This window comes from Streptomyces sp. NPDC059201, from assembly GCF_042754585.1.
Taxonomy (GTDB): Bacteria; Actinomycetota; Actinomycetes; order Streptomycetales; family Streptomycetaceae; genus Streptomyces.
On the sequence record NZ_JBHZBB010000005.1, the window covers coordinates 117,665 to 134,013 of the forward strand.

The window sequence follows — 16,349 nt, forward strand, 5'->3', positions numbered from 1 at the left end:
TCTGACGCGGACCATTGTGGACCGTGCCACCGACAACGTGGACCGCGACCCGGACGAGGGACATCCGAGGGGGCCGGGAACTTCGCCAGGTGTCGGCGCGCTTGCATACAGTGGCAGGACTTTTCCAGATCGCGATCGAAGGGACGTACATGCCCATGGGTCACACGGCCACGGCCGAGGCCGGCTCCGGCGGCCTGACAGCGACCGAGCACCGGCTGGCGAACGGCCTGCGGGTGGTCCTCTCCGAGGACCACCTGACCCCGGTCGCCGCGGTATGCCTCTGGTACGACGTCGGCTCGCGCCACGAGGTCGAGGGCCGCACGGGCCTCGCCCACCTCTTCGAGCACCTGATGTTCCAGGGTTCCCAGCAGGTGCACGGCAACGGGCACTTCGAGCTCGTCCAGGGCGCCGGCGGTTCGCTCAACGGCACGACCAGCTTCGAGCGCACCAACTACTTCGAGACCATGCCCACCCACCAGCTGGAGCTCGCGCTCTGGCTGGAGGCCGACCGCATGGGCTCGCTGCTCGCCGCGCTCGACGACGAGTCGATGGAGAACCAGCGCGACGTCGTGAAGAACGAGCGCCGCCAGCGGTACGACAACGTGCCGTACGGCACCGCCTTCGAGAAGCTCACCGCGCTCGCGTACCCCGAGGGCCACCCGTACCACCACACCCCCATCGGCTCGATGGCGGACCTGGACGCGGCCACCCTGGAGGACGCGCGGAGCTTCTTCCGCACCTACTACGCGCCCAACAACGCGGTCCTGTCGGTCGTCGGCGACATCGACCCGGAGCAGACGCTCGCCTGGGTCGAGAAGTACTTCGGCTCCATCCCCGGCCACGACGGCAAGCCCGCCCCGCGCGACGGCGCCCTTCCGGAGGTCATCGGCGGGCAGCTGCGCGAGGTCCTCGTCGAGGACGTCCCGGCCCGCGCCCTGATGGCCGCCTACCGGCTCCCGGAGGACGGCACGCGCGCGTGCGACGCCGCCGACCTCGCCCTCACCGTGCTCGGCGGCGGCGAGTCCTCCCGCCTGCACAACCGGCTGGTCCGCCGCGACCGCACCGCCGTCGCCGCCGGCTTCGGCCTGCTCCGGCTCGCCGGCGCCCCCTCCCTCGGCTGGCTGGACGTCAAGACCTCCGGCGGCGTCGAGGTCCCCGCCATCGAGACGGCCGTCGACGAGGAGCTCGCCCGCTTCGCCGCCGAGGGCCCGACCGCCGAGGAGATGGAGCGCGCCCAGGCCCAGCTGGAGCGCGAATGGCTCGACCGGCTCGGCACGGTGGCCGGCCGCGCCGACGAACTGTGCCGCTTCGCCGTGCTGTTCGGCGACCCCCAGCTGGCGCTGACCGCGGTCGACCGCGTCCTCGCCGTCACCGCCGAGGAGGTGCGCGAGGTGGCCGCGGCCCGACTGCGCCCCGACAACCGCGCGGTGCTGGTCTACGAGCCGGTGGAGACCGAGGACAGCGACAGCGACGAGGAAGAGGGAGCGGACAAGTGACCGATGCCGCCGTGTCTCTGACCAGTATGGATTTCCACCCGCAGCCGCAGGCGGGGGTGGCCAGGCCGTGGGCCTTCCCGGCCCCCGAGCGCGGTGCGCTCGACAACGGGCTGACGGTGCTGCGCTGCCACCGCCCCGGCCAGCAGGTCGTCGCCGTCGAGATCTTCGTGGACGCGCCGCTGGACGCCGAGCCCGAGGGGCTCGACGGCGTCGCCACCATCATGGCGCGCGCCCTCTCCGAGGGGACCACCGAGCGCGGCGCCGAGGAGTTCGCGGCCGAGCTGGAGCGCTGCGGCGCCACGCTCGACGCGCACGCGGACCACCCCGGCGTCCGGGTCTCCCTGGAGGTGCCGGTCTCCCGGCTCCACAAGGCGCTCGGGCTCGTCGCCGAGGCCCTGATCTCCCCGGCCTTCGACCCGGACGAGGTCAAGCGCCTGGTGGACAACCGGCTCGACGAGATCCCGCACGAGGCCGCCAACCCCAGCCGGCGCGCGGCCAAGCAGCTCTACAAGGAGCTGTTCCCGGCCACCGCCCGCATGTCCCGGCCGCGCCAGGGCACCAAGGAGACGGTGGAGGTCATCGACGCCGCCGCCGTCCGCGCCTTCTACGACGGGTACGTGCGGCCCGCCGCCGCCACCGCGGTCGTCGTCGGCGACCTCACCGGCGTCGACCTCGACAAGGTCCTCGCCGAGACCCTCGGCGGCTGGGCGGGCAAGCCGGCCGCGCCGCGCCCGATGCCGCCGATCACCGCCGACGACACCGGACGGGTCGTCATCGTCGACCGCCCCGGGGCCGTCCAGACCCAGCTGCTCATCGGCCGGATCGGTCCGGACCGCCACGACGCCGTCTGGGCCGCGCAGGTCCTCGGCGTCTACTGCCTCGGCGGCACCCTGACGTCTCGTCTGGACGCCGTCCTGCGCGAGGAGAAGGGGTACACGTACGGCGTGCGCTCCTTCGGGCAGGTGCTCCGCTCGGACGGCGAGGGGCACGGCGCCTCGATGCTCGCCATCAGCGGCTCGGTCGACACCCCCAACACCGGTCCGGCCCTCGACGACCTGTGGAAGGTGCTCCGCACCCTCGCCGAGGGCGGTCTCACCGACGCCGAGCGGGACATCGCCGTGCAGAACCTGGTGGGCGTGGCCCCGCTCAAGTACGAGACGGCCGCGTCGGTCGCCGCGACCCTGTCCGACCAGGTCGAGCAGCACCTCCCGGACGACTACCAGGCGCGGTTGTACGCCCGGCTCGCCGAGACCGGCACGGTCGAGGCCACGGCCGCCGTCGTCAGCGCCTTCCCGGTGGACCGGCTCGTCACCGTCCTGGTGGGCGACGCCGCGCAGATCGAGGAGCCCGTCCGGGCCCTCGGCATCGGCGAGGTGACCGTGGTGAGCTGACCCGCCGTCGGCTCCCGGCGGAGGTCTCCGATGCGAAGTTGCGTCGGAGACCTCCGCTTTATCCGTTATGAGACAAGGGTGATCGTATGCCCTGTGGCATGTCTTACAAATGGGCGTGTCTGTTTGGCGATCGACATCCGTCCGGCCTAGCGTCGACCCGGCTGTCCGACCCGACGCACGCGCCGCACCCGCGGCACCCGGACAGCCATCGCCGAGTCCCCGTCAGGCGCGAGCCTGGGGAGCCGGGGACCCACTCAGTCCCTGGGGTGAATCGGACGCCTTCGCCGCGCGGAGGGGTCCGTAGGAGACCTTCCTGCTCCGAACCCGTCAGCTAACCCGGTAGGCGAGAAGGAAGGAAAGGAACCGTCTTGGCGTTCACCCGTGCCACCGGGAAGCACCGTGGTGCGAGCCGACTGGCTCGCCGCAGCGCCGGCTTCGCCGGCGTGGCCGCCCTCGCGACCACCGGCGTCGTCGGCACCCTCGCCTCCCCGGCGCTCGCCGCCGACACGGACAACCGTTCCGCCGAGGACACCGGCCTCACTCAGGTGATCGCCGACGAGTCCATCGCCGACCAGATCAGCGCCCAGGCCGCCGCCCAGGAGCAGGAGGCCGCCGAGGCCGAGGCCCGGGCCAAGGCGCGCGCCGAGGCGAAGCGCAAGGCCGAGGCCCGCGCGCAGGAGATCCGCGAGGAGAAGGAGCGCGCCGCCCGCGAGGCCGAGCGCCGCCGCCTCGCCTCCTTCAACCTCCCGGTCTCCGGCTCGTACGTCTCCACCGGCTACAAGACCGGCGGTTCCCTCTGGTCCTCCGGCAGCCACTCCGGCGTCGACTTCCACGCCGCCTACGGCAGCTCGGTCGTCTCGGTCGGCTCCGGCACCGTCGTCGAGGCCGGCTGGGGCGGCGCGTACGGCAACAACATCGTGATCCGGATGAACGACGGCACGTACACCCAGTACGGCCACCTGTCGTCCATCGGCGTCTACGTCGGGCAGTCCGTCGAGCCCGGCGAGCAGATAGGCATCTCCGGCTCGACCGGCAACTCGACCGGCCCGCACCTCCACTTCGAGGCCCGGACCAGCGCCGACTACGGCTCCGACATCAGCCCCGTCGCGTACCTCCGCGCCCGCGGCGTCAGCCTCTGACCCGTCACCCCACCCCGAAACGGCCCCGGCTCCCACGAGCCGGGGCCTTTTCGTCACCCCCGGGGCAGGTGCTGTCGCTGCCGCGAACCGGACGAATTCCGAGGGGGCATCGGAATTTCCGGCGCACTGCAATAGAGTCGCGGAAACAGCGCCGCTCGAATTCGGTGCGCGCGGAGTGAAAGCGGAGGTCGGACATGCGGGTTCCCGCGCAATCGGTATGCACGGCGATCCGGGACGACATCGTCTCGGGGATCTTCGAGCGTGGCAGCCGGCTGACGGAGGACCAGCTCGCCCGCCGCTACGGCGTCTCCCGCGTCCCGGTCCGCGAGGCGCTGCGCACCCTGGAGTCCGAGGGCTTCGTCGTCAGCCGCCGGCACGCGGGCGCGCAGGTCGCCGAACCCACCGACCAGGAGGCCGCCGACCTCCTCGACGTACGCGCGCTGCTCGAACCGCTCGGCGCCGCCCGGGCCGCCCAGCGGCGCACCGACGCCCACCTCAAGGTGCTGCGCGGCCTGGTCAGGCTGGGGCAGGAGCGGGCCCGCCGGGGGCAGGGCGAGGATCTGCGGGCGCTCGGCGGCTGGTTCCACGAGACGCTCGCGCAGGCGTCGGGGAGCCCGGCGCTCGCCGCCCTCCTCACCCAACTGCGCCACAAGATCGCCTGGATGTACGCGGTCGACCAGCCGGACCGGCCCGTCGACGCCTGGGCGGAGCACGGGGCGATCGTCGACGCCATCGCGCGCGGGGACGCCGAGCGGGCCCGCGCGCTGACCGCCCTGCACGCCGAGCACACGCTTCCGCTGCACCGGCTGAAAAGGCCGGAGCGGGGCCGTGTGAGGGTTTCGCAACATGCCGTCAACACGGCGAGCGTCCGGAATTAACACGGGCGCCGTATACAAAGAATAGCAATTCCGGGGCGTCTTTCGTGCTGCCAGGAAATGGAATTGCCTGGCTCTGGAAATGCCTGGATCCGGAAATGCCGGACGGCCGTGTCCGCCGGGAGTTCCGGGGACACGGCCGTCCGGGAAGAGCGTGGATCGACCCGCTGGGTCAGACCGTCAGACCGTCTCGGGGAGCTCGTCGAGACCCTCGGCGACGAGCTTGGCGAGGCGCTCCAGCGCGGCCTCGGCACCCTCGGCCTCCGAGGCGAGCACGATCTCCTCGCCGCCCTGCGCGCCCAGACCGAGCACCGCGAGCATCGACGCGGCGTTCACCGGGTTGCCGTCGGCCTTGGCGATGGTCACCGGGACACCGGAGGCCGTGGCGGCACGGACGAAGATGGAGGCGGGGCGGGCGTGCAGGCCCTCGGCCCAGCCGACGTTGACGCGGCGCTCAGCCATGGTGTTGCCCTTCAGGTCTTCAGCGGTTGTCTAGACCAGTCTCTCACGGCGTGCGGCGTGCTCCTGCCGACCTTCGTCCCGCATCCGTGCGACGTTCGGCCCCCCTCACCATGCCCGCGGAAGGCGGGCCGCGCGAGCCGTGTACCGCCGACGAGGGGGCGCGCGAACGGTGCCGGTGTCGGACCCCCGCCGTAGGCTTTGCCCCATGCGGAGCGCGTCGGAGCAGGCGGACGAACCGGGCGGACCGGACGGGACGAGCGGTGCGAGCGGGACGGCCGGGACAGGCGGACCGGGCGGGACGGGAGCGGGGGAGCGACCGGCCCCGGAGGAGCACGCCTACCCCGACCACTGGGAGGCCGACGTCGTCCTGCGCGACGGCGGCACCGCGCGCGTCCGGCCCATCACCGCCGACGACGCCGACCGGCTCGTCAGCTTCTACGAGCAGGTCTCGGACGAGTCGAAGTACTACCGCTTCTTCGCCCCCTACCCCCGGCTCTCCGCCAAGGACGTCCACCGCTTCACCCACCACGACTTCGTCGACCGGGTCGGCCTCGCCGCCACCGTCGGCGGCGAGTTCATCGCCACCGTCCGCTACGACCGGATCGACGCCCGCGGCCTGCCCGCGTCCGTCCCCGCCGACGAGGCCGAGGTCGCCTTCCTCGTCCAGGACGCCCACCAGGGCCGAGGCGTCGCCTCCGCTCTCCTCGAACACATCGCGGCCGTCGCCCGCGAGCGCGGCATCCGCCGCTTCGCCGCCGAGGTGCTCCCCGCCAACACCAAGATGATCAAGGTGTTCACGGACGCCGGCTACACCCAGAAGCGCAGCTTCGAGGACGGCTCCGTCCGCCTCCACCTCGACCTGGAACCGACCGACCGCTCCCTCGCCGTCCAGCGGGCCCGCGAACAGCGCGCCGAGGCCCGCTCCGTCCAGCGGCTCCTCGCCCCCGGCTCGGTCGCCGTCGTCGGTGCCGGACGCACCCCCGGAGGCGTCGGCCGCACCGTCCTGCGGAACCTGCTGGAGGCCGACTTCACCGGACAGGTGTACGCGGTCAACCCCGCGCTCGACGCCCCCGGGGCCGAACTCGACGGCGTGCCCGCCTTCCCCTCCGTCGCCGCCATCGGCACCCCCGTCGACCTCGCGATCGTCGCCGTCCCCGCCGAGCGGGTCCCCGAGGTCGTCGCCGACTGCGGCGAACACGGCGTGCGCGGCCTCGTCGTCCTCTCCGCCGGGTACGCCGAGAGCGGCACCGAGGGCGGCCGTGAGCGGCAGCGGGCCCTGGTCCGCCAGGCCCGCTCGTACGGCATGCGGATCATCGGCCCCAACGCCTTCGGCATCATCGACACCGCCGCCGACGTCCGGCTCAACGCCTCGCTCGCCCCCGAGATGCCCGCCGCCGGCCGCATCGGCCTCTTCACCCAGTCCGGCGCCATCGGCGTCGCCCTCCTCGCCGGACTGCACCGGCGCGGCGCCGGCCTCTCCTCCTTCATCTCCGCGGGCAACCGCGCGGACGTCTCCGGCAACGACGTCCTCCAGCACTGGTACGACGACCCCGCGACCGACGTCGTCCTCCTCTACCTGGAGTCGATCGGCAACCCGCGCAAGTTCGCCCGGCTCGCCCGCCGCACCGCCGCCGTCAAACCGGTCGTCGTCGTCAAGGGCGCCCGCCACAGCGGCAGCGCCCCGCCCGGCCACCGCGTCCCCGTCACCCGCATCCCGCACGCCACCGTCTCCGCGCTGCTCCGCCAGGCCGGCGTCATCCGCGTCGACACCGTCACCGAACTCGTCGACGCCGGTGTGCTGCTTGCCGGGCAGCCGCTGCCCGCCGGACCGCGCGTCGCGATCCTCGGCAACTCCGAGTCCCTCGGCCTCCTCACGTACGACGCCTGCCTCACCGAGGGGCTGCGCCCGCAGCGGCCGCTCGACCTGACGACCGCCGCCACCCCCGCCGACTTCCGGGACGCGCTCGCCGCGGCCCTCGCCGACGACGCGTGCGACGCGGTCGTCGTCACCGCGATCCCCTGGGTCGGCATCGAGGGCACCACCGAGGTGCTGGCCGCCTCCCTCCGCGAGGCCGTCGCCGGGAGCGGCGCCGCGGGGGCCGCCAAGCCGGTCGTCGTCGTGCACGTCGAGATGGGCGGCCTCGCCGAGGCCCTGTCCGCCGCCACCAGCACCCGCCCCACGTCCCCGCGCACCCGCCGCCCGATGGCCACCACCGCGGCCGCGCCCGCACCCGCCCCCGTACAGCAAGAGGACCAGGACGCACAGGAGACACCCGCCCCCACCCGGAACATCCCCGCCTACCCCGCCGCCGAGCGGGCCGTGCGGGCGCTCGCCGAGGCCGTGCGGTACGGGCAGTGGCGGCGGCAGGCGGCGGAGCCGGGACGGGTGCCGGAGTACGACGCCATCGACGAGGCCGGAGCCGCCGCGCTCATCGACCGGGTGCTCGGCGAGCGGGGCGCGGGGCAGGAGTCCCGCGGGGTCAGCCTCACCGCCGACGAGGCCGGCGAACTGCTCGGCCGTTACGGCATCGCCGTCCGCCCCACGCTCCCCGCGCCGGGGCCCGGCGAGGCCGTCGCGGCCGCCGCCCGGCTCGGCTACCCGGTCGCGCTCAAGACCACCGCCCCGCACCTGCGCCACCGCCCCGACCTCGGCGGTGTCCGGCTCGACCTGGCGACCGAGGAGCAGTTGCGTACCGCCTACGCCGAGCTGACCGAGGCCCTCGGCAAGCCCGAGGAGCTCCAGCCCGTCGTCCAGGCGATGGCGCCGCGCGGCGTGGACACCGTCGTGCGCGCCGCGATCGACCCCGCCGTCGGCGCCGTGCTCTCCTTCGGCCTCTCCGGCGCCGCCTCCGAACTGCTCGGCGACACCGCCCACCGGCTGGTCCCGGCCACCGACCGGGACGCCGCCGAGCTGGTCCGCTCCATCCGCACCGCCCCGCTGCTCTTCGGCTGGCGCGGCTCGGCCCCCGTCGACACCCCCGCCCTGGAGGAACTGCTGCTCCGGGTCTCCCGGCTGGTCGACGACCATCCGGAGATCGTCTCCGTCGCGCTCGAACCGGCCGTGGTCGCCCCGGGCGGCGTCTCCGTCCTCGGCGCCGCCGTCCGGCTCGCCCCGCCCCCGCCCACCACCGACCTCGGCCCGCGCCGCCTGCCCAGCTACTGAAGGGCCGGAGGGGGCCCCGGGCCCCGTAGGATGGAGTCCATGGTGAAGAGCGGTACGACGACCCAGGGGCTGCGCGCGGCGATCGAGCGCAGCGGCTACTACCCGGCCCTCGTGGCCGAGGCGGTGGAGGCCGCCGTCGGCGGCGAGGACGTCGCGTCGTACGTGGTCCACCAGGAGACCACCTTCGACGCCAACGAGGTCCGGCGCCACGTCACCGTCCTCGTGCTGACCCCGAGCCGCTTCATCGTCAGCCACACCGACGAGCAGGCGGCCGACAACAGCTCCCCGAGCCCGTACGCCACCACGTCCACCGAGTCCGTGAAGCTGGACCGGATCTCGTCGGTCGTGGTCAGCCGCGTCGTCGCCAACCCGGAGTCGTACACCCCGGGCACCGTGCCCCGCGAGGTCGTCCTCACCATCGGCTGGGGCGCGGTCTCCCGGATCGACCTGGAGCCCGCCGCCTGCGGCGACCCGAACTGCGACGCCGACCACGGCTACACCGGCAACGCCACCGCGGACGACCTCAGCCTGCGCGTCAGCGAGGCCGGCGACGGCCCGGACACCGTCCGGCAGACCCTCACCTTCGCCCAGGCGCTCTCCGAGGCCACCGCCGACACCGCCCCCACGGCCGGCCGCTGATGGCCCAGCCGACCTCCGTCGCCCACGGCTGGCCGGACGACCCGGTCCCGCTCGCGCCCGAGTCCGCCCCGGTCCCCGAGTACGGCTCCGGCTCCCTCGGCGACCTGCTGCCCACCCTCGTCGCGGGCCAGGGCGTGCCCGGTTTCGACGCGCGGATCGCCGAGCTGACCCCGGCCGACCGCGTCTGCGTCTTCCTCGTCGACGGACTCGGCTGGGAGCAGATCAAGGCCCACCCGGACGAGGCCCCCTACCTGACCTCGCTGCTCGGCTCCTCGCGCGGCGGCACCGGCCGGCCGATCACCGCCGGCTTCCCCGCCACCACCGCGACCTCGCTGGCCTCCGTCGGCACCGGCCGCGCGCCCGGCGCCCACGGCCTCGGCGGCTACATGGTCCGCAACCCGGAGACCGGCGAGCTGATGAACCAGCTCAAGTGGCGGCCCTGGACCCCGCCGAAGGTCTGGCAGCCGTACCCGACCGTCTTCCAGCAGGCCCACGAGGCCGGGATCCACACCGCGCAGGTGTCCTCCCCGATCTTCGCGCAGACCCCGCTGACCCAGATCGCGCTCAGTGGAGGAACGTTCCACGGGCGCCTCTCCGGCGAGGAGCGGATGGACCTGGCGGCCGAGCAGCTGGCCGGCGGCGACCGCTCGCTGGTCTACACGTACTACAGCGAGCTCGACGGCGCGGGCCACCGCTTCGGCCTCGACTCCGACGCCTGGCGCGGCCAGCTCATGCTCGTCGACCGGCTGGTGCGGCGGCTCGCCGAGCAGCTGCCCGCCCGCTCGGCGCTGTACGTCACCGCCGACCACGGCATGGTCGACGTCCCCTTCGACGAGGAGCACCGGATCGACGTCGACGAGGACTGGGAGCTGCGCGCCGGCGTCGCCCTCCTCGGCGGCGAGGGCCGGGCCCGGCACGTCTACGCCGTCCCCGGAGCCGCGGCCGACGTCCTCACCTGCTGGCGCGAGGTCCTCGGCGAGCAGTTCTGGGTGGCGGGCCGCGACGAGGCCATCGCCCTCGGCTGGTTCGGCGAGACGGTCGACGAGCGGGTGTACGGCCGGATCGGCGACGTCGTCGCCGCCGCCCACGAGGACGTCGCCCTCGTCGCCTCCGTCGGGGAGCCGCTGGAGACCCAGATGGCCGGCATGCACGGGTCGATGACGCCCGCAGAGCAGCTGGTGCCGCTCCTCGAAGTCCGTTCCTGACCTCCCTCGCCCCCTCACCGTCCCGTACCCCGACCCGAAAGGTCCCCGACCCGTCATGCCCGAGCTGGTGTTCTTCTCCGGAACGATGGACTGCGGAAAGAGCACGCTGGCTCTCCAGATCGCGCACAACCGCGACGCGCGCGGACTCCAGGGCGTGATCTTCACCCGGGACGACCGGGCGGGCACCGGGAAGCTGTCCTCGCGGCTCGGCCTGGTGACCGAGGCCGTCGAGGCGCCCGAGGGCATGGACGTGTACGCGTACCTGGTCGACCAGCTCTCCCAGGGCGGCAAGGCCGACTACGTGATCGTCGACGAGGCGCAGTTCCTCGCCCCGGCCCAGATCGACCAGCTCGCGAGGATCGTCGACGACCTCGGGCTCGACGTGTACGCCTTCGGGATCACGACCGATTTCCGCACCAAGCTCTTCCCCGGCTCGCAGCGCCTGATCGAGCTCGCCGACCGGATCGAGCAGCTCCAGGTGGAGGCGCTCTGCTGGTGCGGCGCCCGCGCCACCCACAACGCCCGGACCGTCGGCGGTCACATGGTCGTCGAGGGCGAGCAGGTCGTCGTCGGGGACGTGAACACGGCGGCGGAGGTCGTCGGGTACGAGGTGCTGTGCCGCCGCCACCACCGCCGCCGGATGACGAGCGCGAGCAGCCGCGCGGCGTCGCTGTCGCCGGACGTGCTGCCGGTCACCCCGGCCTGAGACGGTCCCTCAAGGGGCGGCAGGGGCGGTCCCTCCCGGGCGGCCTCCGGCACAGCCCACCGGAACGGCCCCTCCGGACAGTGGCACCGGGTGTTCACCTCCAGGCTGCCGGGACATCGCCGGGTGATCCACTTCGGGTCGCCCGAACCAGGAGTAATGGGTTCGTCCCGCCGTGCGATCGCCGCGGGTGAACGACGAGAGCCCCGTGCTCCCTGGAGGACCCGTGCCACCCGCCGCCACACCCGTGCCCGCACCCGACCGGGACGGGGCACGGGGCGGCCCCCGCCCGACGCGGAACCCGCTGCTGCTCGCCCCCGCCGGCGCAGGACTCCTCACGGCGGCCGTGTTCCTCCTGGCCACCGCGCTCGCCCGCAGCCACCCCCTCGGCCCGTACACCCGGAACGTCGTCGACCTGGGCCAGCAGTACCTGCCGTACCACGCCTACTGGCGCGCCTTCCTGCTCGGCGACACCCACGGCGACGCCTTCCTCAACTGGAACTCCGGCTTCGGCGCGGGCTTCCTCGGCGACATCGGCACCTACCTGAGCAGCCCCTTCTCGCTGCTCGTCGTCCTCTTCCCGGCCGACCGGCCGGAACTCGCGCTGTACGCCATCACCGCGCTCAAGATCGCCGCCGCGGGCGCGGCGATGGCCGCGCTGCTGATCCGGCTGCGCCCGGCGGGGCGGTCGCGCGGTCCCTGGCCGCTCGCCGCCCTCCTCGGCGCCGCGTACGCGCTCTCCGGCTGGACCTTCAACCACGGCGCCTCCGTGCCCATGTGGCTGGACGGGCTGATCGCCTTCCCGCTGCTCTGCCTGGTGGCGGAGTGGGCCCGGACCGGCCGACGGCCGGTGCTCGGCCCGCTCGTCGTCGCCGTCGCCTGGATCGCCAACTTCTACACCGCCTACATGGCGACCCTCGGCGCCGCGCTCTTCCTCGCCGTCCGGCTCCTCACCGCCGACCCGGACGGGCCCCCGCGCCGGTGGCCCGCCGCCCTGCTCCGCGCCGCGTGGACCGTGGGTCTCGGCATCGGGCTCGCCGCCCCGCTCGTCCTCGTCGTCTTCAGCGGGACGAAGTACGCCGACCCGACCCCCGAGACGGTCTTCGCGCCCGCCTCCTGGGCCGAACTGTTCGGCCGCTTCCTGCCCGCCACCGCCAACGTCGACACGCCGGCCCTCTTCATCGGCACGCCCGCCCTCCTCCTCGCCCTCACCCTGCCCTTCAACCGGGCCGTCGCCCCCCGTGTCCGGCTCGGCTGGTCGGTGCTGATCGTCCTGGTGACGCTCTCCCTCCAGTGGGGGCCGACCCACCTGATCTGGCACGCGGGCGCCTCGCCCAACGGCAACCCCTACCGTCAGACCTTCGTTCTGTGCGGCCTGCTCCTCATCGCCGCCTGGCTCTCCGCCGTCCCCGGACCGCCCCGCCCCGCCGCGCTCCTCGGCGCCGCCGCCCTCGTCGGGGCCTTCGCCCTCGCCGCCCGCGGCAGCTCCGACATCGACGCCTGGACCTACCCCGCCACCGGCGCCGCCGTCCTGCTCGCCCTCGCCGCCGCGCTCCTCGCCCTCCGGGCCGCCCGCCCGCCGGCCTCCCGCGTGCTGCCCCTCGCCGCCGCCCTCGTGCTGCTCGCCGCCCAGGCGGGCGAGGCGGCCGTGAGCGGGATGCGCGTCGAGCGGCAGCAGCGCGCCGACGTCGCCTGGGCGCCCCGGATCGGCCCCTGGCAGCGGGCGGTGGGCGCCGAGGTGGCCCGCGCCGACGCCTGGCCCGCGTACCGCACCGACCCCGGCCCGCTGCCCGGCGGCAACGAACCGCTCCTCCTCGGTGGCGAGGGCGCCGACGCGTACTCCAGCCTCACCACCGAGAACACCTCCCGGACCCTGGACTCCCTCGGCTTCGGCCACTACGCCAAGGGCCGCCACCCCGAGACCCTCGACAACCCCGTCACCGACGCGATCTTCTCCATCGGCACCCGGATCCGCTCCGAGGCCACCGAGCCGGTACGCCAGGACGCCGCGCCCCGAGGCAAAGCGACCGCCACCACCACCCCCGTACCGCCGCTCGTCACCGTCCACCCCGCCGGGAACGCCACCGTGGACCCCGCCGACTCCGCCTTCCGCAACCAGGAACTCCTCCTCGGCGCCTCCGTCTACGCGCTGCCCGCCGTCCGCCGCACCGGCACCACGCTCACCGCCCGCTGCCCGGCCGGCACCGAACTCTGGTTCTGGGCGCCCGAGTACAAGGGCACCGCCGCCCTCGCCGGCGCCGCCCCCGCCGACTACGACGGGCGCCCGCCCGCCGTCCGCGCCCCGATGCGCGCCCTCGGCACCGTCCCGGCAAGCGGCGACGTCCGCGTCGACCTCGTCCCCGAACGGGCCCTGACCCTGCCCGAGCAGTCCCTCGGCTGCCTCGACCGCGCCCGGCTCACCGCCGCCGTCACCCGGCTCACCGCCACCGGCGCCACCCGCGTCACCACCACCGGCCACGGCCTCACCGCCGAGCTGCCGCCCGGCAGCACCGGCGTCGCCGTCGTCGCCGTCCCCCGCGCCACCGGCTGGCGTTGCGCGGCCGGCGACGCCGAACCCGTCTCCGCCCGCTCCCACCGGGGCCTGCTCGCCGTCCCCCTCGACGGCCGCGCGACCCGCGTGAGCTGCTCCTTCAGGCCCCCCGGCGTCCTGCTCGGCGCCGCCGCCGGAGCCGCCGCGCTCCTCGCCCTGCTCGCCACCGCGCTCCACGCCCGGCGCCGTACACGGCGGGCGGAGGGCGGTTCGCACCCGGGACGACAAGAGTTCACCGGCCGTCCACACGAGGCTCGTTCGAGCGGTCAGGACGCCGATTACGCTGCCCGCCGTACCGGCGCCTGACAGCCCGAAGACACCCCCGATTCCATCCGTGTCCGCCTCCCGATCCAGTGTGGGGATTCTCCGCGTGCCCAAACTCTCCGTCGTCGTCCCCTTCCACAACGTCGGGCCGTACGCCCCCGACACCGTGCGCAGCCTCGCCCGCAACGCGGACCCGGACTTCGAGTTCCTGCTGATCGACGACTGCTCCACCGACGAGACCCCGGACGTCCTCGACCGCTGGAAGGACCGCATCCCGAACGCCCGGGTCATCCGCCACGAGACCAACCTCGGCGTCGCCCAGGCCCGCAACACCGGCATCGACGCCGCCACCGGCGACTACCTCACCTTCCTCGACGGCGACGACTGGTACGCCCCCGGCCACCTCCGCGCCGCCGTCGACGGCATGGACCGGCTCGGCTGCGACTTCGCCCGCACCGACCACGTCCTCGCCGAGGGCCGCAAGCGGCACGTGAAGTACGCCCCCGCCAAGGTCCGCGACGCCGTCATGGACCCCCGCGACGGCATCGCCCCGGCCAGCATGATCACGATGGTCGACTACCCCTTCGTCCCCTTCGGCGTCTACAGCGGCCGGCTCTTCGAGAACGGCGAGTCCCGCTTCGAGACCAAGCTGCGCACCGCCGAGGACCGGCTCTGGATCTGGCGCCTCCACCTCAAGGCCCGCACCTTCGCCGCCCTCTCCCTGCACGGCGTCTTCTACCGGCGCGGCGTCACCACCTCGCTGACCCAGATCAGCGACAACCGCCAGCTCGACTTCATCCCCTCCTACGACCTCCTCCTGGAGGAGGTCGCCCGGGACCGCGACGCCGACCGCTTCCTGCCCAAGGTCGTCCGCACCTACTGCGCCATGATCGCCTTCCACGTGAACAAGGCCGGGAAGTACGAGCCCGAGGTCGCCCAGCGGCTGCGCGCCGACGTCGCCGACGCCCTGGACCGCATGCCGCAGGATGTCCTCGAAGAGACCCTCGCCACCATGGACACGCCGCGCGCCACCCTCCTGCGGAGCCTGCGCGAGACCGGAAGGACCCTCTGAGCATGACCACCGACACGGCCACCGGCACGCCCGCCGCCCCAGCCACCGACCCGCGGACGGTCCAGATCTTCCAGGTCTCCACCCTCTACGGAGCCGCGACCGTCGCCGCGGCGATCGACGCCGGTCTCTACGGCGCCCCCGGCGACGCCCGCCGCCTCCTGCTGCTCTCGCACAACGCCGAGATCCCGGAGACCGCGCTCCGCCTGGAGACCATGACCGGCTACGCCCGGATCGCCGCCCGCTTCGACGGCGTCCTCGACTGGAACCGGACGATCCACCCGTACCACCCGGCCGCCTGGGCCCCCCGCCCCGAGGAGACCCCCCTCTGGCAGCGCGTGCTGCGCACCGCCTGGGACCTCGGCACCGCCCGCGTCGAGCTGATCGTCGAGTCCATCCAGGTCAACCCGGCCAAGGCGCTCGGCGCCTGCTTCCCGGAGAGCTCCGTCGAGGTGTACGCCGACGGGCTGATGAGCTACGGCCCCACCCGCACGGACGTCGCCCAGTCCCTCGCCTGCCGCATCCGCCGGCTCCTCCACCTCGACCTGGTGCCGGGCCTGACCCCGATGCTCCTCACCGAGTACGGCACCCCGTCCGAGCTGGTCCCCGACGCCGCCTTCCGCGCGGTCCTCGCCGAGATCGCCGCCGACGCCGGGGACGACCCCGCGGTCGCCGAGGCCGTCGCCGCCCGGCCCACCGCGCTCCTCCTCGGCCAGTACCTCGCCGCGCTCGGCCTCCTCACCGTCGAGGAGGAGGAGGAACTGCACGTACGGATGCTCCGCGGCGCCGCCGCCCTCGGCCACACCTCGATCGTCTTCAAGCCGCACCCCACCGCACCCGCCGGCTACTCGACCGCCCTCCAGGAGGCGGCCGAGGAGGCCGGGGTCCGGCTCACCGTCCTCGACGTGCCGCTGCTCGCCGAGACCTTCTACGAGCGCTGCGGGCTGCGGCTCGTCGTCGGCTGCTTCTCCACGGCGATGCTCACCGCCGCCGTCTACTACGGGGTCCCCGTCGCCCGGGTCGGCACCGAGGAACTCCTCGAACGGCTGACCCCCTTCGAGAACAGCAACCGGATCCCGCTCACCGTGGTCGACCACCTCGTCCCCGCCCTGGAGGACGGCGGGACCCCGGCCGTGCCCGGCCCGGCCCCCGCGTCGCTCGCGCCGCTGGTCCGCGCGGTGAGCTACTGCATGCGCCACAAGGCCCACCCGGGCCTGCGGGCCGAGACCGAGCTGTACCTGGCGGGGCACCACGACGACCCGGCGGTCGCCCACCACTTCGGCACCGTCCGGCTCACCCAGCTCGGCCTCCCGGGCGGGGTGCCCGCCGCCGCCCCGGCGGCCCCGGCCCGGCCGCGCAGGGGCCTCGTCCGCTCCCGCCGCTGACGCCGGG

General features: G+C 74.2%; 12 protein-coding genes and 1 riboswitch. Of the genes, 11 read left to right on the forward strand and 1 reads right to left on the reverse strand.

Features of this window, described 5'->3' with window-relative positions:
- Positions 1–149: 149 nt before the first annotated feature.
- From ACFXMG_RS18655 to ACFXMG_RS18670, 4 genes are all read left to right on the forward strand, one after another.
- Positions 150–1,496, forward strand: a complete 1,347-nt coding sequence (locus ACFXMG_RS18655; protein ID WP_383820212.1) for a M16 family metallopeptidase — start codon at positions 150–152, stop codon at positions 1,494–1,496.
- Between the two features lie 26 nt (positions 1,497–1,522).
- Complete coding sequence (locus tag ACFXMG_RS18660) at positions 1,523–2,887, forward strand: M16 family metallopeptidase (RefSeq protein WP_383820319.1); 1,365 nt, start codon at positions 1,523–1,525, stop codon at positions 2,885–2,887.
- 199 nt (positions 2,888–3,086) lie between these two features.
- A riboswitch (cyclic di-AMP (ydaO/yuaA leader) is annotated at positions 3,087–3,248 on the forward strand.
- 7 nt (positions 3,249–3,255) lie between these two features.
- Positions 3,256–4,026 carry a M23 family metallopeptidase gene (locus ACFXMG_RS18665; RefSeq protein ID WP_383820210.1) on the forward strand — a complete coding sequence of 257 codons (771 nt, stop codon included), beginning with the start codon at positions 3,256–3,258 and terminating at the stop codon, positions 4,024–4,026.
- Positions 4,027–4,220: 194 nt separating this feature from the next.
- Positions 4,221–4,904: a GntR family transcriptional regulator gene (locus tag ACFXMG_RS18670; protein WP_383820208.1), complete on the forward strand. Its 684-nt coding sequence runs from the start codon at positions 4,221–4,223 to the stop codon at positions 4,902–4,904.
- A gap of 177 nt (positions 4,905–5,081) precedes the next feature.
- On the opposite strand, the gene ACFXMG_RS18675 is transcribed toward ACFXMG_RS18670, so the two are convergent.
- Positions 5,082–5,363: an HPr family phosphocarrier protein gene (locus ACFXMG_RS18675; protein WP_362185796.1), complete on the reverse strand. Its 282-nt coding sequence runs from the start codon at positions 5,361–5,363 to the stop codon at positions 5,082–5,084.
- A gap of 205 nt (positions 5,364–5,568) precedes the next feature.
- On the opposite strand from ACFXMG_RS18675, the gene ACFXMG_RS18680 reads away from it, so the two are divergent.
- From ACFXMG_RS18680 to ACFXMG_RS18710, 7 genes are all read left to right on the forward strand, one after another.
- On the forward strand, positions 5,569–8,526 hold the full coding sequence (locus ACFXMG_RS18680; RefSeq protein ID WP_383820205.1) for a GNAT family N-acetyltransferase: 2,958 nt from the start codon (positions 5,569–5,571) through the stop codon (positions 8,524–8,526).
- Between the two features lie 39 nt (positions 8,527–8,565).
- Entirely contained in the window at positions 8,566–9,165 is a 600-nt protein-coding gene (locus ACFXMG_RS18685; protein WP_043227249.1) for a DUF5998 family protein, read from the forward strand.
- Entirely contained in the window at positions 9,165–10,370 is a 1,206-nt protein-coding gene (locus tag ACFXMG_RS18690; protein ID WP_383820202.1) for an alkaline phosphatase family protein, read from the forward strand. Before ACFXMG_RS18685 ends, ACFXMG_RS18690 begins: the two co-directional genes overlap by 1 nt.
- 55 nt (positions 10,371–10,425) lie before the next feature.
- A complete protein-coding gene (locus ACFXMG_RS18695) occupies positions 10,426–11,076 on the forward strand; it encodes a thymidine kinase (RefSeq protein WP_189851994.1) in 651 nt (216 codons plus the stop codon).
- Positions 11,077–11,299: 223 nt separating this feature from the next.
- Positions 11,300–13,930 (forward strand): YfhO family protein, encoded by a 2,631-nt coding sequence (locus tag ACFXMG_RS18700; RefSeq protein WP_383820199.1) that lies wholly within the window; start codon positions 11,300–11,302, stop codon positions 13,928–13,930.
- 64 nt (positions 13,931–13,994) lie between these two features.
- Complete coding sequence (locus ACFXMG_RS18705) at positions 13,995–14,960, forward strand: glycosyltransferase family 2 protein (protein WP_383820197.1); 966 nt, start codon at positions 13,995–13,997, stop codon at positions 14,958–14,960.
- Positions 14,961–14,962: 2 nt separating this feature from the next.
- On the forward strand, positions 14,963–16,342 hold the full coding sequence (locus ACFXMG_RS18710) for a polysialyltransferase family glycosyltransferase (protein WP_383820194.1): 1,380 nt from the start codon (positions 14,963–14,965) through the stop codon (positions 16,340–16,342).
- Positions 16,343–16,349: the final 7 nt, after the last annotated feature.